The 19,533-nt window shown below is 67.6% G+C and carries 20 protein-coding genes; 12 read left to right on the forward strand and 8 right to left on the reverse strand.

Translation table 11 applies throughout. From position 1 onward, the window contains the following. Nucleotides 1-101 precede the first annotated feature (101 nt). The 8 genes from fae to QFZ94_RS11510 form a co-directional block, all read right to left on the reverse strand. Nucleotides 102-611: a formaldehyde-activating enzyme gene (gene fae, locus QFZ94_RS11475; protein WP_176107508.1), complete on the reverse strand. Its 510-nt coding sequence runs from the start codon at nucleotides 609-611 to the stop codon at nucleotides 102-104. A gap of 185 nt (nucleotides 612-796) precedes the next feature. Beyond that, nucleotides 797-1,687 (reverse strand): triphosphoribosyl-dephospho-CoA synthase, encoded by an 891-nt coding sequence (locus QFZ94_RS11480; RefSeq protein ID WP_410849797.1) that lies wholly within the window; start codon nucleotides 1,685-1,687, stop codon nucleotides 797-799. A gap of 5 nt (nucleotides 1,688-1,692) precedes the next feature. Next, on the reverse strand, nucleotides 1,693-2,691 hold the full coding sequence (locus QFZ94_RS11485; protein ID WP_429456944.1) for an ATP-grasp domain-containing protein: 999 nt from the start codon (nucleotides 2,689-2,691) through the stop codon (nucleotides 1,693-1,695). Next, nucleotides 2,688-3,713, reverse strand: coding sequence for a methenyltetrahydromethanopterin cyclohydrolase (mch, locus tag QFZ94_RS11490; protein WP_429456946.1), 1,026 nt, complete (start codon nucleotides 3,711-3,713; stop codon nucleotides 2,688-2,690). The genes QFZ94_RS11485 and mch overlap by 4 nt, the downstream gene beginning before the upstream one ends. Further along, nucleotides 3,691-4,911 (reverse strand): ATP-grasp domain-containing protein, encoded by a 1,221-nt coding sequence (locus QFZ94_RS11495; protein ID WP_429456948.1) that lies wholly within the window; start codon nucleotides 4,909-4,911, stop codon nucleotides 3,691-3,693. The genes mch and QFZ94_RS11495 overlap by 23 nt, the downstream gene beginning before the upstream one ends. Before the next feature lie 11 nt (nucleotides 4,912-4,922). Continuing rightward, nucleotides 4,923-5,849 (reverse strand): NAD(P)-dependent methylenetetrahydromethanopterin dehydrogenase, encoded by a 927-nt coding sequence (locus QFZ94_RS11500; RefSeq protein ID WP_429456950.1) that lies wholly within the window; start codon nucleotides 5,847-5,849, stop codon nucleotides 4,923-4,925. Between the two features lie 114 nt (nucleotides 5,850-5,963). Further along, nucleotides 5,964-6,989, reverse strand: a complete 1,026-nt coding sequence (locus QFZ94_RS11505; protein WP_429456952.1) for a beta-ribofuranosylaminobenzene 5'-phosphate synthase family protein — start codon at nucleotides 6,987-6,989, stop codon at nucleotides 5,964-5,966. 283 nt (nucleotides 6,990-7,272) lie between these two features. Continuing rightward, nucleotides 7,273-7,671 carry a 4a-hydroxytetrahydrobiopterin dehydratase gene (locus QFZ94_RS11510; RefSeq protein WP_018437330.1) on the reverse strand — a complete coding sequence of 133 codons (399 nt, stop codon included), beginning with the start codon at nucleotides 7,669-7,671 and terminating at the stop codon, nucleotides 7,273-7,275. Between the two features lie 418 nt (nucleotides 7,672-8,089). Between QFZ94_RS11510 and QFZ94_RS11515 the strand changes: the two genes are divergently transcribed. From QFZ94_RS11515 to QFZ94_RS11570, 12 genes are all read left to right on the forward strand, one after another. Next, nucleotides 8,090-9,907, forward strand: a complete 1,818-nt coding sequence (locus QFZ94_RS11515) for a methanol/ethanol family PQQ-dependent dehydrogenase (protein WP_368586128.1) — start codon at nucleotides 8,090-8,092, stop codon at nucleotides 9,905-9,907. 165 nt (nucleotides 9,908-10,072) lie between these two features. After that, nucleotides 10,073-10,492, forward strand: a complete 420-nt coding sequence (locus tag QFZ94_RS11520) for a c-type cytochrome (RefSeq protein WP_176120582.1) — start codon at nucleotides 10,073-10,075, stop codon at nucleotides 10,490-10,492. Between the two features lie 32 nt (nucleotides 10,493-10,524). Continuing rightward, a complete protein-coding gene (locus QFZ94_RS11525; RefSeq protein WP_368586129.1) occupies nucleotides 10,525-11,436 on the forward strand; it encodes a substrate-binding domain-containing protein in 912 nt (303 codons plus the stop codon). Beyond that, nucleotides 11,433-12,209 carry a hypothetical protein gene (locus tag QFZ94_RS11530; RefSeq protein WP_429456956.1) on the forward strand — a complete coding sequence of 259 codons (777 nt, stop codon included), beginning with the start codon at nucleotides 11,433-11,435 and terminating at the stop codon, nucleotides 12,207-12,209. The genes QFZ94_RS11525 and QFZ94_RS11530 overlap by 4 nt, the downstream gene beginning before the upstream one ends. A gap of 7 nt (nucleotides 12,210-12,216) precedes the next feature. Beyond that, a complete protein-coding gene (locus QFZ94_RS11535; RefSeq protein ID WP_368586131.1) occupies nucleotides 12,217-13,221 on the forward strand; it encodes a LysR family transcriptional regulator in 1,005 nt (334 codons plus the stop codon). A gap of 4 nt (nucleotides 13,222-13,225) precedes the next feature. Continuing rightward, nucleotides 13,226-13,786, forward strand: a complete 561-nt coding sequence (locus QFZ94_RS11540; RefSeq protein ID WP_429456959.1) for a DUF3280 domain-containing protein — start codon at nucleotides 13,226-13,228, stop codon at nucleotides 13,784-13,786. A gap of 198 nt (nucleotides 13,787-13,984) precedes the next feature. Beyond that, on the forward strand, nucleotides 13,985-15,007 hold the full coding sequence (locus tag QFZ94_RS11545) for an AAA family ATPase (RefSeq protein WP_368586133.1): 1,023 nt from the start codon (nucleotides 13,985-13,987) through the stop codon (nucleotides 15,005-15,007). 19 nt (nucleotides 15,008-15,026) lie between these two features. Beyond that, a complete protein-coding gene (locus QFZ94_RS11550; protein WP_410849803.1) occupies nucleotides 15,027-15,938 on the forward strand; it encodes a DUF58 domain-containing protein in 912 nt (303 codons plus the stop codon). After that, a complete protein-coding gene (locus QFZ94_RS11555; protein WP_429456962.1) occupies nucleotides 15,935-16,861 on the forward strand; it encodes a calcium incorporation protein MxaA in 927 nt (308 codons plus the stop codon). Before QFZ94_RS11550 ends, QFZ94_RS11555 begins: the two co-directional genes overlap by 4 nt. After that, nucleotides 16,858-17,844: a vWA domain-containing protein gene (locus QFZ94_RS11560; protein WP_368586136.1), complete on the forward strand. Its 987-nt coding sequence runs from the start codon at nucleotides 16,858-16,860 to the stop codon at nucleotides 17,842-17,844. The genes QFZ94_RS11555 and QFZ94_RS11560 overlap by 4 nt, the downstream gene beginning before the upstream one ends. After that, nucleotides 17,841-18,386 carry a tetratricopeptide repeat protein gene (locus QFZ94_RS11565; protein ID WP_368586137.1) on the forward strand — a complete coding sequence of 182 codons (546 nt, stop codon included), beginning with the start codon at nucleotides 17,841-17,843 and terminating at the stop codon, nucleotides 18,384-18,386. The genes QFZ94_RS11560 and QFZ94_RS11565 overlap by 4 nt, the downstream gene beginning before the upstream one ends. Beyond that, nucleotides 18,383-19,378, forward strand: coding sequence for an MxaL protein (locus QFZ94_RS11570; protein ID WP_429456964.1), 996 nt, complete (start codon nucleotides 18,383-18,385; stop codon nucleotides 19,376-19,378). Before QFZ94_RS11565 ends, QFZ94_RS11570 begins: the two co-directional genes overlap by 4 nt. Nucleotides 19,379-19,533 lie beyond the last annotated feature (155 nt).

The following is a 19,533-nucleotide window of genomic DNA, read 5'->3' on the forward strand; positions in this document are numbered from 1 at the left end:
AACCGCTGCGCGAGGGCCCTGCCTTGCGGCCGCGAGGCGACGGGATGCGCGAGGAGGCGGGGCCGCGAACGGCGCCGCGTCTCCTGCGCTGCCATGCACCGTCAGTTCGGCGCGAACGGATGCGCGACGGTGCCCTTCTTCGATACTACTTCAGCCGCGCTCGGCTCGCCGCTGACCGCGCGCTTGATGGCCTCGCGCGTCGCCTGATAGTTGAACTGCTGGATCTTCTTGTCGTCCTCCGCCTGCCAGTGGATGAAGACGCCGACGCAGAGGAACAGATCGTCGGCTTCTTCCTGCGGGATCGTGCCGTCCTCGACGCTGTCGGCCACTGCTAGCGCGACCGCGTGCTGCGCCGGGCCGAACATCTGCACGGCCTGCTTGGCGCCTTTGATCGTCACCTTGTTGAACAGGATCGTATTGGGCTTCGTGATGAGATTCGGTGCGACGACGGCGAGCAGCGACGTGAAGCCGTCCTTGTTGTTGGTGAGCGCGTTGCAGAACGCGGTTTCCGCAGCCGAACCTCGCGGTCCGATCAGCAAGTCGATATGCGCGACCTCGTTGCCGTCGCCGACTAGCGACTCACCGATCATGACGCGGTTGATCTTGGCCATTCTGTTCCTCCAATGAGTAGGTATGGACCTGCTGACGAGGCGCCGCCCGCGATCGTGTCCAGATCAGCATCGCGAGAGCGGTGCGGGATTGCACGGCGGTACTAACTAACAGGTTCCGTGCCAGTTCTGGCACCCGGCATGCTGACGCGCCCGTTTGGGGCGTGTTCAGTGCAGACGATTCAGGGTTAACCGCGCCATTCGACGCAGCGCGCAACGAACAGCGTGGCCACCGCGAGGTCCGCGCTGGTGCCGGGATTGATCGCGCGGGCCTTCAATTCGGCATCCCAAGCATCGAGCTGCGGATCGCTTGCCGTGCGGCGCGCGGCGGGTCGCGTTTGACGCCAGCGCGCGTGCTGTTCGCGTGCCACGAGCGTGACACTCTGCGCCAGCGCGAGGCCGTGCTTGCGCACAATGTGAGAGTCGGGCCAGCCGGCCAGGAACGCCAGGAACACATTGAGCATCGCGATTTCACCGGGATCGACGGGCGCGGGTTCGGGCGCTGGCGTCGAGGCTTCGAAGCAGGCGGTGAGGCCGGTCTCGAACAGGTCCGCGAAACCGTTCGCGTACTGCCGCGCGATGCTGTCGCGCTCGCTGGCGAGCCGCATCGCGTCGCGCAGGCCGATCGTCGGCGCTGCGTGGACCGATTGCTCGGGCGCGTCGCCGAGGCCGCCGGGGTTGGCGAGCGCGATCGCGCGATAGGCGAGCCGCGCGTCTTCGACGTCGAGCCGGCTCAGCACGTCGCCGACGGCGGCGCGCCACGCTGGCGCCGTCAGCGGCCGTTCGCCGGTCTCGTCGAGAGCCGCGGCGAGCGGCGCGACGAGCAGCACGATGCCGAGATTCGTATTGCAGCCGACGGCCGCGCGCGTGCGTGTGACCGCGTCGAGAATGCGCTGTCCGACACGGGCGCCGGGCGCGAATAGCGCGTCGAGCGATGCGTCCGCGCTGGCGAGGAACTGCGCCGCGTTCATGCCGTGGCCGGGGCTTTGGGTGCTGACGTTGCCGGGTTTCGGCGTGGTGACGTCGAGCGCGCAGGCTGCGAGGAAGGCTGCGCGCGCATGCTCGAAGGGGACGGTCATGACGCTCAAGCCCGGCGCTGCGGAGACGGCTCAGGCAACCCGGCGCTAGCGGCTTGCTCGGCTAGCTCGTCCGCGCGCCGCTGCGCTGCGAGCTTGCGATCGAGCAGATCGTCGACCAGCGCCGCGGCGACATCGAGCGGCACGACCGACTGCAAACCCCGCCACGCGGCCACGCCGTTCACTTCGAGCACGAGCGGCAGCGCGGCGTCGTCGGGATTCGGGATCAGGTCCACGCCCGCGTAGTCGAGCCCGAGCGCGGCGGTGGCGCGCACGGCGGTCTGCGCGAGCGGGACCGTCAGCTCGGCGGCCTCGCAGCGCGCGCCTTGCGCGACGTTGTGAATCCAGCCCTTGCCGCCGCTGCGCCGCATCGCCGCGACCGCCTTGCCGCCGATCACGAGCACGCGCCAGTCGAAACCGGGCCGGGCTCCGGCAACGAAGCGCTGCAGATAAGCGACCTGCCGATAACGCGCGAGCGACGGCAACGGCGCGAGCAGCCCGCCGCGCGCGCCGAGCCGTTTGAGCCCGTTGCCTTGCGAGCCGAACAGCGGCTTGAGCACGACCTGGCGGCCGGCGGCCGCTTCGCGCATCAGTACGCGTTGCGCGAACGCGGCGGACTCGCCGGCCCAGGTGGCTGGTGTCGGCACGCCCGCGCGATGCAGCAGGAAGCTCGTCATCGACTTGTCGACGCTGCGCTCGATCGCGCGGGCGTCGTTGTAGACCGGCACGCCCGACTCGCGCAGCGCGTGCAGGATGCCGAGCCGCAGCGTCACCTGCTCGAAGGTGCCGCCGGCGATGCCGCGCACGAACACCGCATCCGGCAGCGTGCGGCCGAAGCCCGGGATCACGAGGCCGTGCGGCAGCCATGTGGTGTCGATGCGGCAATCCGCGAGATCGACGCAACGCGCTTCGGCGCCGCGCGCGCGGAACGCTTTTTTCAGCCGGCCGGTGTGCCAGCCGGTTTCGTCGCTCATGATCGCGATGCGCAGGCCCGTTGCGATCATCATCGCGCGACGGGCTCGCCGCCCCACTGTTTGCGCAGCAGGCCGCCGTCGAGCCGGCCGCCATGATAGGTCGCGCCGCTTTCGAGGCTGCTGACCCACACCTCGGCGGGCGCGAACAGCGCCGGGTCGATCTGATAGAAGTCGAAGTTGACTGCCGTGAAGACGTCCGCGAACGGCCGGCCGTAGTCGCGCGAATTGGCGGAGGGCAGCGTGTCGGCGAGGCGTCGCGCGATTTCGTCGTGCAGGACGGTCAGATGCACGCGGCCGCCGTACAGGATCGCGTCGTTGGTGCGGCCCATCGCCTGAATGCCGTCGGGCGCGGGCGGCGGCAGCGGCGCCGAGCCCGTGCCGGCGACGATTTCATCGAGCGGCACGCCGAGCACGTGCACCTTGTGCAGCGCCACTTCGACGACGCGGGCCACGACCTGTACCGTTCCCGCGACAGAGTGTGTCGGCGTGACGATCAGCGTCAGATGTTCGGGCGTGAGGCCGCAGTCGTGCAGCACCTTGTCGATCACCACCTGCGGCGGCAACCGGTCCACTTCGAGCACCAGCGCGCCGCGTTCGTGGCGGTCGCGATAGCCGAGCTCATCGAATAGCGGCTCCTTGACCGCGAGCGCGCGCGCGGGCCCCGAGCCTAGCGAAAAGAACTTCTTGCCGCCGGTCTGCTCCTTGGTCGCCGACAGGCTCCAGCCCGCGTACTGGCTGCCGAGGCAGGCGAGCACCGGCGCCGAGGTGCTGACCTCGAGCATCGTCGGCCACAGCGGCGCGGCGTCGAAGTTCGCGCGTACCGCGACGCGGCCGAGTCCGCCCATGCAGATGCGCGCGATCAGCACGCCGGCGTCGAGGCTGCCGCGTGCGTCGACGCCGGCGTCGGCGATCACAGTGCCGGCGGGTGTGCGCGTGAGCGCAACGCCGAGATGTGCCGCCTGATCGAGGAGCCGCGCGACGAGGCGCTCTGAAAGCGCATTCACGCTCGGCGGCGCGGCGGGCGGGGAAGTCTCAGTGGGCGTGGAGGCAGGCATGGTCGGGTTCATCGCAGGTTTCGATTCGTTGGACGACGCGTTCGTGCTGCGCATCGAGCGCGGTGCGCACCGCGTCCACCGACGCCGCTCGCACGAGCAGCGTGCAGACCGGCTGCCCGACGTCGATGCGGGTGCCCGGCATCGGCACGTCGCGGCATTGCGGATCGCGCAGGCAGGCGTCGGAGAACGCCGCGGAGACGTTGAACGGCCGCTGCGCGAACAGCACCCGCTGGCCGGCGCGCCAGCGCGGCGCGCGGGCGAGCGCGAGGCTCGCGGCCGATGGCGCGCGGCCGTGGCGGCAGGCGTCGAGGTGGCAGGCGAGCAGGCCGGCTGGCCACGCATCGGGCGACGCGGTTTCGTAGAGCGCCATCGTCGACGAAGGTCGCGGGTTGATTTCGAGCACGTCGAACGAGGCGCCGTCCGACAAAAAATCGCAGCTATTGATGCCGACGAGGCCGGTGCTTGCGCAGAGCGCGTCGAGCGCTTGCTGCACGCGCGCGACGAACGCTGGCGGCAAGTCGATCGGTCCGATCGAGCCCGCATGCACGAAGCGCAGATCGCCGATTGCGCAGGTGAGTTGCTCAGCGAAACCGATCAGATGCGCGCGGCCGTGCGAGCCGATGAACAGCGCCGACAGCGAGCGGCCTTGGCCAATGCGCTGGAAGTAGCCGTGCGCGGAAGCGCTCGTCAAGTCGAGAGAGTCGGCGGGCTGGATGTGCGTACCGCCACAGCCATCCGCCTGCTTGAACAGCCAGCCCTCGGCCGTCGCGGGCCGCTCGAACGACACAGCCGGATGCCCGATGCGCAACGCGTCTAGTAGCGCGAAGAAACGCCGGGGCTCGCGGACGGCCGCGACCGCGTCGGTATCGTTGCCGAGAAAGCGCGGCAAGCCGGGTTCCCGGCACAGCTCAGGCATCAAAGCTTCGAGCCCGCTGCCGCAGATCCATCCAAGCAGACCCGGCAACCGCGCGACCCGCGCCAGCGCGTCGACGAGCCGCGCCCGGTCGATCCCGAGCGCGCCATCACTGCGGCCGATGTCGAACCACAGTTCGGCGGCCTCGCGCGTGTCGCAGTCGCCGAAGATATCGAGCGCGGCGACATGCAGGCCGGCGCGCGCCGCGGACTGCGCGAGCAGGCGCGCGGACTGTCCGACGACCGCGACGATGGGCGCGTGCATGAGCGGCCGGTGCGGCTTCATGACGGCCGCTCTCAGCCGAGACCGGCCGCGACCGCGCGGGCCTCGTCGTAGGCTTCCGGGAAGCCCAGATAGACCGGCTTGCCGCCGGTGCGCATGCGCATGAACAGTCGATGCTCGACCTGATACTTGACGTTGCCGATCGCGAGCGCGCCGATGCCGACCGCGCCCGCGTTCGGCACACCGTCGATCGGCTTGCCGTCGTTCATCACGTTCACGCCGGCGATACCTTCGGGCGGCACCGCGTTGACGTCGGCGGCGACGAGCAGGCGCTTTGCATGCTCGAGGTCGTCGCGGCCGACCACCTGCACGCCCGCGACCGCGGTGGCGAGCACGATTTCCGCGTCGGCGAGCGCGCCGCGCAGCTCAGCGGGCGTCGTGGTGCCGATGCCGCTGGTGACGATGCCGAAGCGCTCGTTCAGTTCGGCCGACGCGCCGAGCGCGCGACTGCGGTCGGTGTGGCTCGCGATCGTCACGTCGGCGCCGCGCGACGCGGCGATCGCCGCCGCGATGCGTCCGACCGCGCCGGCACCGCCGAGAATCAGCACGCGCTTGCCGCCCAGTTCCACGCCGTGCTGCTTGCCCAGATGCCGCTCGACCAGCGCGACGAGCGCAGCCGCGGTCGTGTACGAACCGCTCGGATCGGCGAACACGGAGACTTCGAACGGCGGGACCATCGCCTTGCGTGCGGTGTCGAGCATGTCGACGGCCTGCATCACGTCGCGTCCGCCGATGAAGATGCCGGTGCGCGACACCCCTTTTGGGCCGCGCGAGAAGATCGCGTCCTGCGTGAGGTTCGCGACCATGCCGGCTTCGACGTTGCAATACGGCACGATGACCTGGTAGCCGGCGTCGGCGGCCATGTTGACGTCGAACGGACTCATCTGCGGCGTGGCCGTGAACATGTGCAGGATGTGGGGCCTTTCAATGGTTTCTGACATGGCAGGGGCTCGTTTTAGTGGCAGTCTCGGGAAGGCGCAGGGCAAGGCCGCGCCGCGCGTGGCAGCGGATTGGATGAGCGGCGGCCGGAGCGGCGACCTGAGCGCGGCCGCGCATCATGCGGCGTCGATGTGCGGCGCGCGCGCCTCGGCGTCGCTGATCGCCGCGCCGCTATTGCGGCCCGCGACGACGCTGCATTCGATATGCGGCAGCGCGCTCGCGACGGCGCGCGCGGTCGCGAGTGCGCGCTCGGCCTCGCGCGCACTCGCGAGCACCGCGAAGCCCGTCGGGCCCCATGAGGTCTGGCCGATGCCGGCGGTGCGCTCGGCGGCGACCGCGCGCAGCACGCGCTCGACGTCGGGACTCGCGAACACGCCGCCTTGCGCGCTCGCAAAGTATTCGCCGATGGTCTGCTGTAGTTCGGTGAGGCCGTGCGCGAACGGCGCGAAGTTATGTTCGGCGGCGCCGGGCAGGATCTGCATCAGCACCAGATGGCACAGATGCGCGGCGAGCCGCTGCGGAAACGGCGCGAGCGATGCGAGCGCGCTGCGTTCCTCGGCGCCGTGCAAGCCCTCGCGGCTGTTGTCCCTGACGAGCAGCACGCGCCACGGCTGCGGAAACGGCTGGCGCGACAGTAGCGGCGGCATGCTCTGGCGCAGATCGCCGGGCGGGCCGCCATCGAGCAGCAGGCCGCCGCACTCGAAGCCGAGTATGCCGATGCCGGAGCGCGCGCCGCGCCCGAGCAGGCTGGCGATCTCGGCGCTCGTCGCCGGCTGGCCGATGAGGCGCGTGAACGCGGCACCGACCGCGAGCGCCAGTTGTGTGCCTGAGCCGAGGCCGGTATGGGCGCGCGGCGCCTCAAGCACGTCGATCGCGAGGCTCGCCGGTCCGTAGGCAGCCTGCAGCCGCGCGAGACTCAGCGCAATTCGCGCGCGCTCGGCCTCGCTCGCCACACCGCCGATCTGCTCGCGTTCGGCGAGCCGCGCCTGAATCCGCGTGCCGTGCGTATCGATGACGAGCCCCAGGCTGCCGAACGCGCGCCCGAGCGACGCGTTCGGATCGAGAAAGCCCAGATGCAGCCGCGCGGGCGCATCGATCGTGATGGGGGCGCGTGGCGGCAGGCGGCGGAGCTGAAGCGGCATCTCGTGTGTCCTCAGGTGTCCTTGCGGGTGCGCGAAACCGGGTTCGGCCGCGGGGTGTGCGCGACGCGTCGTGTCGCGTCGCGGGTTCCAGCGACAGTGCGCCCGGCGACGTCAAGCGAAAGCCGTACCAGGCGCGCGCAACGGCCGCCGCAGCGGATTCGGCCCACCGGAATCTCTAAACCGGCGCGCCGCGCGCCGCCCGGTTTCGCCGCTGCATGGACGCTGTGTGACGCCGAAGGCGCACTGTGTCACGCGCTGTTTCATGCGGCGGCAGGCGCGCGGGTCAACTGCCTTGCGCGGGTTTCGGCGCGTCGTACTTGATGTAGCGGAAGCGCTGATCGTCGGCCGGCGTGCCTTCCAGCGGGCCTTCCTCGAGGCCGGGCTGCCAGTGGACCACCGATTCGATCTTGGTTGCGAGCGCGAAGTCCTTGTCGGTGATGCCCTTGGCGGTGTGCGTTTTCAGCTTCACGATCACGAACGCATACGAGACCGTCAGATCGGGGTGATGCCACGCGGCTTCCGCGAGGTGCCCGACGGCGTTGACCACCATCAGCGTTCCCTTCCAGCCCTCGGTGCGGTATTTGCGCCGCAGCCAGCCATCTTCCAGATACCAGTGCTGCAACGGACCGACGAGGCGTTGCTGGATCTCTTCGTCGGTATAGACGTGCTCGGTGTTTGCCATGGCGGTTAGCTCCTCGAATGCGCGAATCGTTCGCCGAACGAAGCTTCGATGCAGGTGACAGGCCCGCGCTGCGGCGCGTGATTCGCAAAGGACACGATTCGTATCACGCAAGTGACACAGTATGTGCCGCATCGCGTGACGCAACCCCTTCAGCTTACCGCCGTGCAAGCATCGGCGTGCAACGCCCGAGTGCCGCGACAGGTCGCGCGTGCCGGGTCGGCGGGCCGGCGCACGCAAGAGCCGCAATATTGCCGCTATTCCGGCATGGAATATGCGTTGGCCGTTCATGCGTCGCGAAGCCTGACATCGAATCGGGATAGCGCGTTAATCGTTACCTGCAATCGAGAAGGCGCGCACGATGCGATGAGGTAGCGTGGGTCATTCGTGAGTTGAACAGCAGGACAATTCTGGAGGAGACATGAACTTACGCACTGTAGTTCTTGGGCTCGCGATCCTCGCATCCGCAGCCTTTAGCTCTCTGGCTGCGCAGGCCGATTCGCAGCTCGACGGATTGATGAAAAACCCGGCCAACTGGGCGGCCCAGGCGGGCGATTATGCAAATCACCGCTACAGCCCGCTCAAACAGATCAACGAGAACAACGTCGGCAAATTGCAGGTCGCATGGACCATGTCGACCGGCGTGCTACGCGGCCATGAAGGCGCGCCGCTCGTGATCGGCGACACGATGTATATCCACTCCCCGTTTCCGAACAAAGTCATTGCAGTCAACCTGAAGGATCAGACGTTCCTCTGGCAGTATCAGCCGAAGCAGGATGAACAGGTCGTCTCCGTGATGTGCTGCGACACCGTCAACCGCGGTCTCGCATACGGCGACGGCAAGATCTTCCTGCAGCAGGCCGACACCAAGCTCGTCGCGCTGAACGCGAAGACGGGCGAGGTCGTGTGGACCGCGCAGAACGGCAATCCGAAAGCCGGTGAAACCAACACCAACGCGCCGCACGTATTCGGCGACAAGGTGCTGACCGGCATTTCGGGCGGCGAGTTCGGCGTGCGCGGGCGTCTGATCGCGTACGACATCAAGACCGGCAAACCGGTCTGGACTGCGTACAGCACGGGTCCCGACAACGAAATGCTGCTCGACCCGCAAAAGACGATGACGTACTCGAACGGCCAGATGGTGCCGGTGGGCGCGGATTCGTCGGTGAAGTCCTGGAAGGGCGATCAGTGGAAGCTCGGCGGCGGCACCACGTGGGGCTGGTATGCGTGGGACCCGAAACTCAACCTTGTTTACTACGGTACTGGCAATCCGGGCACATGGAACCCGACGCAACGTCCGGGTGACAACAAATGGTCGATGTCGATCTTCGCGCGCGACCTGAATACCGGCACGGCCAAATGGGTCTACCAGATGACGCCCCACGACGAATGGGACTATGACGGCGTCAACGAAATGATCCTGTCCGACCTGACGATCAACGGCAAGAAGGTGCCCGCGATCGTGCACTTCGACCGTAACGGCTTCGGCTACACGCTGAACCGCGAAACCGGACAGCTGCTGGTCGCGCAGAAGTACGACCCGGCGGTGAACTGGGCCGATCGCGTCGATCTGCAAAGCGGCCTGCCGATTCGCAACGCCGCGTACTCGACGCAGGCGGCCGGGTCCGACCACAACGTGAAGGGCATCTGCCCGGCGGCACTCGGTTCGAAGGACCAGCAACCGGCGGCGTTCGATCCGAAGACGAGCTTGTTCCTCGTGCCGACCAACCACGTCTGTATGGACTACGAGCCGTTCGATGTCGACTACGTGTCGGGACAGCCGTATGTCGGCGCCACGCTGTCGATGTATCCGGGCCCGAACGAGGGCAACGCGATGGGCAACTTCATCGCGTGGGATGCGAGCAAGGGCAAGATCATCTACTCGAAGCCTGAGAAGTTCTCGGTGTGGTCGGGTGTGCTGGCGACGGGCGGCGGCATCGCGTTCTACGGCACGCTGGAGGGCTACCTGAAGGCGGTTCGCATCTCGGACGGCAAGGAACTGTGGCGCTTCAAGACGCCGTCGGGAATCATCGGCAACGTCTTCACGTATGAGTATCAGGGCAAGCAGTACGTCGGCGTGTACTCGGGCATCGGCGGCTGGGCCGGCATCGGCATGGCGGCGGGTCTCGAGAAGCCGACCGAAGGCCTGGGCGCAGTCGGCGGCTACAAGGATCTCGCGAAGTACACCGCGCTCGGCGGCACGCTGTTCGTGTTCGCTATTCCTAACGAAAAGAGCTGAACGAACGGCTGAAATGAAAGGCTGAACCAGTGGGGCGGCTTGAACAGGCACGGCCGCCCCGTCAGCCTCGCCCAAAGCATTGAATTACCCCCAAATCGCGCCCGTTGGTGGATGCGTCGCTGAAACGCATCGGGGCGCGGCTTTTTCCCAGATGGAGACATGTGCATGAAAGGCAGATCTATCCTGTTGCTCACCGCGTTGCCCGTAGCGCTCGTCATGCTGCCCGTCGGATACGCGCAGAACAATCCTTCGATTGCGCAGGTCGCGTACAAGGTAGTCGACGGAAACAAGGTCGACAGTAATACGCTGCAGGGCTGGAAGACGTGGCGCGCGCTCGCTTGCGAACGCTGTCACGGCGCGCAGCAGCAGGGCATGGTCGGGCCGTCGCTGATCGACGCGTTCAAGACGCTGGACAAGAACGAATTTCATCGCACCGTGTTCGGCGGCCGGGTGGATAAGGGTATGCCCGATTTCAGCACGAGCCAGATGATGCAGAAGAACTGGGAAAATCTCTATGCGTATCTGAAAGGACGCTCCGATGGGCAGATCAAGCCGGGCGATCTGCATGCCATCGACTCGAATTAACGGCCGCGCCGTCATTCTTCCGGAGGCTCACGATGCGTGATAAGAGAAGCATGTCCGTGCATGTCAGCGTGATCGCGGCCGCGTTGTGTGGGGCGGCGCTCGCGAGCGCCGCGGTCCGGGCGGATGGCCCCGCGCTGCCGAACAACGACGGCGCGGACGGCGTGCTCAGGGTATGCGCGGACCCGAACAACATGCCGTTGTCGAACGACAAGGGCGAGGGCTATGAGAACCGCATCGCCGCCCAGATGGCGAGCGACTTCGGCTACAAGCTCGAATACACGTACTTTCCGCAGCGCATGGGCTTCGTGCGCCACACGTTGCGCGAGAAGGCGGAGGGCAGCGAGCGCTATCGCTGCGACCTGATCATCGGCGTGCCGAAGGGCTATGACATGACGTCGACGACGCAGCCGTATCTGCGCTCGACCTACGCGATGGTGCTGCCGAACCGCCCCGAATTCGCGAGCATCAAGACGCCCGACGACCTGCTGAAACTGCCACCCGATCAGCTGCACAAGCTGCGTTTCGGAATCTTTTCGCAAACCCCGGCGGTGGACTGGCTGCTCGGCCACAACCTGATCGACCAGGCGGTGTCGTACCAGGTGCAAAGCGGCGATCCGGGCGTGTACCCTGGCCAGATGATCGAACACGATCTGCACGAGGGCAACGTCGACGTGGTGTTCCTGTGGGGGCCGATCGCCGGCTACTTCGCGAAGCGCGCCGGTGATTCGGTCAGGCTCGTGCCGTTCCCGCCGGGACCCGGCATCCGCTTCGACTACACGATCTCGATGGGCGTGCGCTACGGCGAGAAGGACTGGAAGGACAAGGTGGATCAATGGATCGGCGCGAATCACGACAAGATCGACAGCATCCTCGCGACCTACCAGGTGCCGATGCTCAAACCGGTCGACGCGCCGGCGGGCAAACCCGGCGACGCATCCCAATGACGCGCGCGCGCGGCGCCTGGCTGCGCGCGGCACGCGCCGCGCTGATGGGGACGCTGTGCGTGCTGTGCCTCGCGCCGGCCGCAAGCCGTGCGGCAAGCCCGGCGAGCGCCGCGTCGGCGGCGGGCGGCGACGACATCACGCCGGCGGAGCGGCTGATTTTTCTGACCGATCATCTGCACGGCGTCGCCGCGCAGACCGAGCTCGACTACGCGCTGATCGATTCGGAGCAGCCCTCGCGCAGCACCGACGTCGTCAAGGTGCTGGTGGTCAGCGAGAACAACGCGAAGGGCGACGCACAGGTGACCGACCACACCGGCAGCGTGAACCTGCCGATCGGCGGACTGCAATGCAATCCGGCGATCATTTATTTCCTCGAGCGCGACATCGCGGAGATGCAGGGTCTCACCGGCGGGCAGCGCCGCTATTTCCAGCAGCGTCTGCGTCTCGCGCTCGCCGCGGGGCCGCAGATCGAGAGCGTGCCGGGCGAGCTCGGCGGCAAGCCGGTCAGCGCGCGGCGCATCGTCGTGCAGCCTTATCTGAACGATCCGAACGCGGCGCGCTTCGCGCAATACACGGGCAAGCGCTACACCTTCCTGCTCGCCGACGGCGTGCCGGGCCAGGTCCTGCAGATTCGCACCGACGTGCCGGGCCCCAACAACGACTTCGCGCATCCGGCGCATTCGGAGTCGTTGAGTTTTCAATCCGCACTGAACAAGTTGCCATCGGGCAAGGTGCCGGCGAAGCCGTCGAATGCGCCGCGGGCGAGCCGTTGAGTTTTCGATGCAGAACGCGAGCTTCGCGACGAACCGGGTCAAGCTGAATTTCGTTCGCACGCTGACCCTGCGGCAGTTGCAGATCTTCGTCGTCGCGAGCCGCTATACGAGTTTCGCGCGCGCGGCCGAGGAGCTGCATCTGACGCAGCCGGCAGTGTCGATGCAGATTCATCAGCTCGAAGAGGCGGTCGGCCTGCGGCTGTTCGAGCGCGTCGCGCGCAAGCTCACGCTGACCGAAGCGGGCGAGGTGCTGACTCACCACGCGAGCCGCATTCTCGGCGAAATCAAGGACACCGAAGACGCGATGATGTCGCTGAAGCAGGCCGACAGCGGCTCGATCAACGTCGGCATCGTCAGCTCGGCGACCTACTTCGCGCCGAAACTGCTGGCGATGTACTCGCATCTGTACCCGAAAGTCGACGTGCATTTCTCGGTCGGCAATCGCGACGCGCTGCTGCGCATGTTGCAGGACAACGCGATCGATCTCGCGATCATGGGCCGCCCGCCGCCCGAGCTCGATACGACGGCCGAGCCGCTCGCGAGCCATCCCCAGGTGGTGATCGCGCCGGTGCATCATCCGCTGTGCGGCGCGCGCCGCTTCGATCTGCAGGAGTTGCGCAACGACACCTTCCTGCTGCGCGAGCCGGGCTCGGGCACGCGCATGGCCGCCGAGGCGATGTTTCGGCAGCATCTGTTCACTCCCGCGAAAACCGTCACGCTCGGCAGCAACGAGACGATCAAGCAGGCGGTGATGGCCGGCATGGGCGTGAGCCTGATCTCACTGCATACGCTGCAGCTGGAGTTGCGCACCGGCGAGATCGCGCTGCTCGACGTGCACGGCACGCCGATCGTACGAACGTGGCAGATCGTGCATCTGCGCACCAAGCAGCTTTCGCCGACCAGCGTGATGTTCCGGCAGTTCCTGCTCGAACATGCGGCGGTGCATCTGGAGCAGGAATATGCGCAGTTTGCAGGGGTGTTCGCGAAACGGCCGGTCGGGGCGGAGCGTTAGCGCGATGCGTGAGTTGCGTGCATGGCGTTCGTTTCACCAGGCCGCGTTCGTGCGTTGCGCGGCTGTGCTGTGCGTGGGCTTTGCCGGCTTCTTCGTGGTCGGCGTCGTGCCGGCGCGCGCCGAGCCGGTGACGATCGCGGTGCTGAACTGCGGCCTGATCGACGATAACGCCGCCTACAACGATGCCGATACCAACCGCGCGCAAGCGGCGCGCATCGAGATGGTCAGCAATGCGGTGCGCGCGCAGCTCGATGCGAGCCAGCGTTATCGCGTCGCCGACAACGGCCGCGCGTCGGAGCTGATCACGCGGCTCGGCGCCGCGCAAGACCTGACCAGCTGCGACGGTTGCGCCCGCCAGCTCGGACGTGCGCTGGGCGTCGAGCAGGTGGGCGTCTGCTGGGTGCAGAAAGTCAGCAACCTGATTCTCAATCTGAACCTGCGGATCGAAGACGTCGCGAGCGGCAGGACGCTGTTCCAGCGCTCGGTCGACATACGCGGCAACACGGATCTTTCGTGGCGGCGCGGCGCGAGCGCGCTCGTCGGCTTGCTGATGAACGGTGCGTGATAGGCGGCATCGATGGCACAGTCTGTACCCGGCTGTCGTGACAGGCTGCCAACTTTTCGCATTCGATTTAACTTTTGCGTCCCACGCGCGCGATCGGCATAAACCGTGCTTGAACTGAAGGCTGGCGAGTCTTGAAGCGCGTCGACGTTCGGGCGTCGCGCAAATAAACGCCAGCCACCACGGAAGGGGATCGCAGCGATGGTTTCTGGCGAGCAGCTTCAGGACTGGCGTTCTCACGCCCAGCAGATCGAAAACGAAGTGGCGCGAGTCGTCGTCGGTCAGCAGCAAACGCTGAGGCTCATCAACGTCGCGCTGTTCGCACGCGGCCACGTGCTGCTCGAAGGCGGCGTCGGGGTGGGCAAGACGACCGTGTTGCGGGCGTTCGCGCGCGTGGTGGGCGGCGATTTCGAGCGCGTCGAAGGCACGATCGATCTGATGCCGGGCGACCTCGTCTATCACACCTATGTCGACGCCGACGGCAAGCCGCGCATCGAGCCGGGCCCGCTGCTGCGCCACGGCGAGCAGCTGACCACCTTCTTTTTCAACGAGATCAATCGCGCGCGCCCGCAGGTGCAATCGCTGCTGCTGCGCGCGATGGCCGAGCGTTCCGTGTGGGCGTTCGGCCGCGAGCATCGCTTTCCGCACATGACCGTGTACGCCGACCGCAACAAGGTCGAGAAGGAAGAGACCTTCGAGCTCGCGTCGGCGGCGCGCGACCGCTTCCTGTTCGAGCTGAACATGCCGACGCCGACCGACGAGGAGGCGCGGCGCAGCCTCGTGTTCGACACGAGGTTCCATGACGTCGACAGCCTGCTCGCGCAACTGACACCGTCGATCGTGCCGTGGGAACAGTTGAACCGGATCGGCGCGGCGATCCAGCAGGGCGTGCAGGCGAGCGAGACGATCGAGCGCTATGTGCACGACATCTGGCAGGCGACGGAAACGCCGGCGCGCTTCGGCATCGCGCTCGATGGCGTCGACATGGAGCAGCTGATTCTCGCCGGCGCGAGTCCGCGCGGCATGAGCGCGCTGTTGCGCGCGGCGCGCGTGGTCGCGTGGCTCGCCGGACGCACGCATCTGCTTCCGGAGGACATCCACGAAGTGCTGCTGCCGGCGCTGGGTCATCGCGTGTTCTTCACGCCGATTTACGAGCTGCGCCGCCAGGAGCTGGCCGAGGCGCTGATCGCGCGGATCGTCGCGAACGTCGCCGTGCCTCGCTGAACGCCGGCGCGCCTACACGATGAACGGCACCGCTGAATTCCACTATCGTCTGCCGATGCGCGCGGCCGGTGCGCGGCCCGGCTCGCATCCGGGCTCGAGCTTCGGCTCGGGCCAGCAGTTCGCGATGCACGGCCGGCTGTTCGACTATCCGGACCCGCGCCGGCTCGATCTGCGCGCGAGCTTGCGCGCGGCGCGCGACGAGTGGCTCGTGCGCGTGCATTTGCAGCGCGTCGCGGTGTCGGTGTTCGTGATCGTCGACGTGTCGGCGTCGATGCAATTCGGCACCCATAAGACCAAGCTGCAGGTCGTCGCTGATTTCGTCGAAGCGCTCGGCCATAGCGCGTTCCGGGTCGGCGACCGGCTCGGCATGCTGGCCTTCGATAGCGGCGAACGCGACGATCTGTTCATGCCGGCGCGCACGGGACGGGGCACCGGTTCGCTGCTCGCGAGCATGCTGCGCGAAGGCCTGAGTGATACGGCTTCTCGTCAGGCGAATGATCAGGCTGAACGTCAAGCCGATCGTCACGCTGAACGCGGAGCCGTCGAAGGATTGCGGCGTTGCGCGATCCGTATCGCCGGACGCCAGGCGCTCGTGTTCGTGGTGTCCGATTTCCACTGGCCGCTCGCGCGACTGTCGCCGGTGCTCGACATGCTGGTGCATGCGTGCGTGGTGCCGATGGTCGTATGGGACGCGGCCGAGACCACGCCGCCGCAGCACGCGTCGCTGCTGGCCGTCAACGATGCGGAGTCCGGCGAGGAGCGTCGCGTGTGGCTATCGCGCGGCGTGCGCGAGCGCTGGCGCGAAGGCGTCGCGCGCCGTCGCGACGAACTCGCCGCGGTGTTCGGCGCGCGCGGCATCCGGCCGTTCTTTGTCGAAGGCGCGTTCGATCCGGAAGCGATGTCGCGCTACTTTCTGGAGCTGACGGTATGAGCGCGCGCGGGCTGCGCGGTGGCTGTGCGCGTCGGGCCGCGCTGCGCGTGCTGATCGCGTCGCTATGCGGCGGCGCCGCTTGCGCGACGGCCAGCGCCGCCGAGGTGGCCGCGCACGTTCAGGAGCCGCGCGCGTTCGGCTATGTGCTTGGCGATGTGCTGACGCAGCGCGTGCTGCTGGAGGCCGACGGTCGCGACATCGGCGCGGTCACGCCGCCTTCGGTCGGACGCACGGGCGTGTGGCTCGAACGCCGGCCCGTGACGCTCGAAACCGATGCGAACGGCCGCAAGTGGATGGTGATCGGCTATCAGGTCGTCAATGCGCCGCAGACGCTCACGCAGATCACGTTGCCCGCGTTGACGCTGACGTCCGCGGCGGGCACGCAGCTGCAGGTCGCCGAATGGCCGGCGAGCATCGGCCCGCTGACGCCGCAAACCGTGTTCGCCGCGGGGGACTTGCAGCCGCTGCGGCCCGACCGGCAGGCGCCGATGCTGGCCACGTCCGGCTGGCGCCGGCAGATCGCGTGGGCGCTCGGCCTGCTGCTCGCGACGCTGCTCGTGTGGGCGAGCTGGTGGTGGGCGCGCAACCGGCGCGAGGCGGCGCGGCTGCCGTTCGCGCGGGCGTGGCGGCAGATGCAACGGCTGCCGGAGACGCCCGCTGCTTCATCGAACGATGCGTGGGTCTGCCTGCATCGCGCGCTGAACGAAACCGCCGGCCAGGTCGTGCATGCGGCTTCGCTATCCGCGTTGCTCGCGCGTGCGCCGTATCTGCAACCGCTGCGCGCGCAGCTCGAACGTTTCTATCGGACCTCGGCCGAGCGCTTTTTCACGCCGGCGCCGCATGCCGTCGAGAATGCCGGCGAGCTTTCGCTGCACGCGCTGTGCCGTGCGCTGTATCGAGCGGAGAGGCGCCATCAGCGATGACCATGAGCCTCGATTTCGCCCTTCCGTGGATGCTGGTGCTGCTGCCGCTCGCCGCTCTGCCGCTGCTGCGGCGGCGCAGCGACACGCTGGTGTTTTCGAACGTCGCATGGCTGCCCGCTGACGACCTCGGGCGCATGGCGGGCTGGCTCGTCCGCGGTGGCGCGGCGCTGGCGATCGCGGCGATCGTCGTCGGGCTGGCTGGGCCGGGGCGCTCGCAGTTGCAGGTGCTGCGCACCGGCAGCGGCGCACAGATCCTGATCCTGATGGACCGCAGCCAGAGCATGGACGAGCCGATGGGCAGCAAGGGCGTCGAGGCGCCGCGCGGCGACTCCAAGAACCACGTGGCGCGCGAGGCGCTGACGCGCTTCGTCGAGCAGCGGCCGAACGACCGCCTCGCGTTCATGATGTTCGGCACCAACCCCGTGCTGGCGATGCCGTTCACCTACAACCATCGCGTGATCGAGGCCGCGGTCGCGGCCACGGCGATCGGCCGCGGCATGCCGGACACCGAGCTCGATCGCGGCATGCTCGCGGCGATCGCGCAGTTCGATGGGCGCTTGTCGTCGGGCCGCCGCGCGATCGTGCTCGTCTCCGACGGCGGCGCGTTGCTCGACGAAACGATGCAACGGCGCATCGAAGAGGGACTGCGACGCAACCGGATCGCGCTGTACTTCATCTACCTGCGCAGCAGCGTCTTCAGTCCCGATCTGAACGCGGCGCAGCCGGCCAGCGGAAGCTCGGCCGAAGCGCAGCTGCATCGCTTCTTTCTGACTTTGAAGACGCCTTACAGGCTGTTTCAGGCCGAAGACCCGAAGGCGATGATGGCGGCGATCGCGGAGATCAACCGGCAGCAGAACGCAACGACGACGTTCGTCGAGCGTCTGCCTCGCCAGGATCTGAGTCCGTACTGTTTCGCGCTCGCGCTGTTCTGTGCGGCGCTGCTGGTGCTGTTGCACCGGTTGCAGGTGAGGAGCTGGGCATGAAGCGCACGCTGATCCACACGCTGTTCGGCACCGTGGCGATCTGTTGCGCCGCGTGGGCCGCGTATGGCTTCGTTCGTCTGCAGCACGCGGAGCGCGTCAATCAGGCCATTGTCGCGACGAACGCCGCCGCGCGTGACCAGCAAGCCGGCGGCGACGCGCGCGAGGTTCAACTGGCCCGTGCGATAGCGCTGTCGAAAGCGGGCTCCTACGACGCGGCGGCGCGGCTCTATAACGGTCTGCTCCCCGAGGGCAGCCCGCCTGACGAAGTCGGCCGCGCGGCGCTGTTCGATCTCGGCAACCTGTACCTGCGCGAAGGCAGCGGTGACGACGCGCAGACGGTCAGGTCTCTGGCGATGATCGGCGAGGCCAAGGCGCGCTACCGGCTCGCGCTGCGCGCGGCGCCCGACGATTGGGACGCGCGCTACAACCTCGAGCGCGCGCTGTGGCTCGCGCCGGAAACGCCGTCCGCGCTCGCCGGACCCGACGTGAAAGAGCAGCACAACGTCACAGTGCGCGACGCGCGCAGCCAGGACCTGCCATGAGCGGCGTTCAGCGCGAGCGTGGCTTCGCAAAATGGCGTCACGCGTTGACGCCGCTCGCGCTCGTCGCTTTGATCGCGGCGGTCGCGATGCCGGACGTCACGTTGCCGCGCCACACGTTTAACTACATCGTCACGTTCGACATCACGCAAAGCATGGATGTCGAGGACGTGGTGCTCGACGGCGCCCCGGTCAGCCGGCTCAAGTTTGCGCAGGCCGCGATGCGCGATGCGCTCGAGCGTTTGCCGTGCGGCTCGAAGGTCGGCTGGAGCGTGTTCACCGGGCAGCGGGTGTTGCTGCTGATGGCGCCGGTCGAAGTCTGCGGCAACTACGACGCGCTGCTGGTGTCGCTCGACGGTATCGACGGGCGCATGCGCTGGACCAACTGGAGCCGCATTGCCGAAGGCGGTGTATATTCGGCCGTGCGCGTCGCGAAGGACGTCGGCGGCGGCGCGGCCATCGCGTTCGTCACCGATGGGCAGGAGGCGCCGCCGCTGTTGGCGTCGCGCCCGCTGATGGAAGGCATCAATGCGGCGCGGATCAGCGGTTGGCTGATCGGCGTCGGCGGCGACCAGCCCGCGGCCATTCCGAAGACCGATGCCAACGGCAACCGGATCGGCGTCTGGCAGCCCGACGACGTGATCCAGGCGTCGCCTACGCCCGGCTCCGGGGTGGCGGCGCAATCGCACGAGGAGTTGTCCGAATTGCGCGGTGAGTACCTCGCTTCGCTGGCTCGGCAGACGGGCCTCGACTACCGGCGTCTGCTGAACGCGACGTCGTTCGGCGATGCGCTGGTCGAAGCGCGCTTCGCCCGCCGCGAACCCGTGCCGACCGATCTGCGCTGGTGTCCCGCGCTGCTCGCGTTGCTGCTGCTCGTCGCGCGCTTCATGCCCGACGCCGTTCTCGCATGGCCGCGCGCGTGGCGAAAGCGCATTCAAACAATCGTTTTGCATATCGCGCCGGCATTCAATGGCCGGCCGACACGCGCCGACTGACTACCGCGAGCGCGACCGTTGACGCTGCAACGGTTGAAGATGCGGGTATCCGATCTGACCACCTAGTTGCTCGCCAAACCTCGCAAGAGTTGCCGGGATTGTTCGACTCGGGACGCTTGCGCCAGAAGCTTTTGCCGGTCTTCGCCACACGCGCG

Origin of the sequence: Paraburkholderia sp. JPY465 (assembly GCF_050436725.1) — a bacterium.
Lineage (GTDB): Bacteria > Pseudomonadota > Gammaproteobacteria > Burkholderiales > Burkholderiaceae > Paraburkholderia > Paraburkholderia youngii.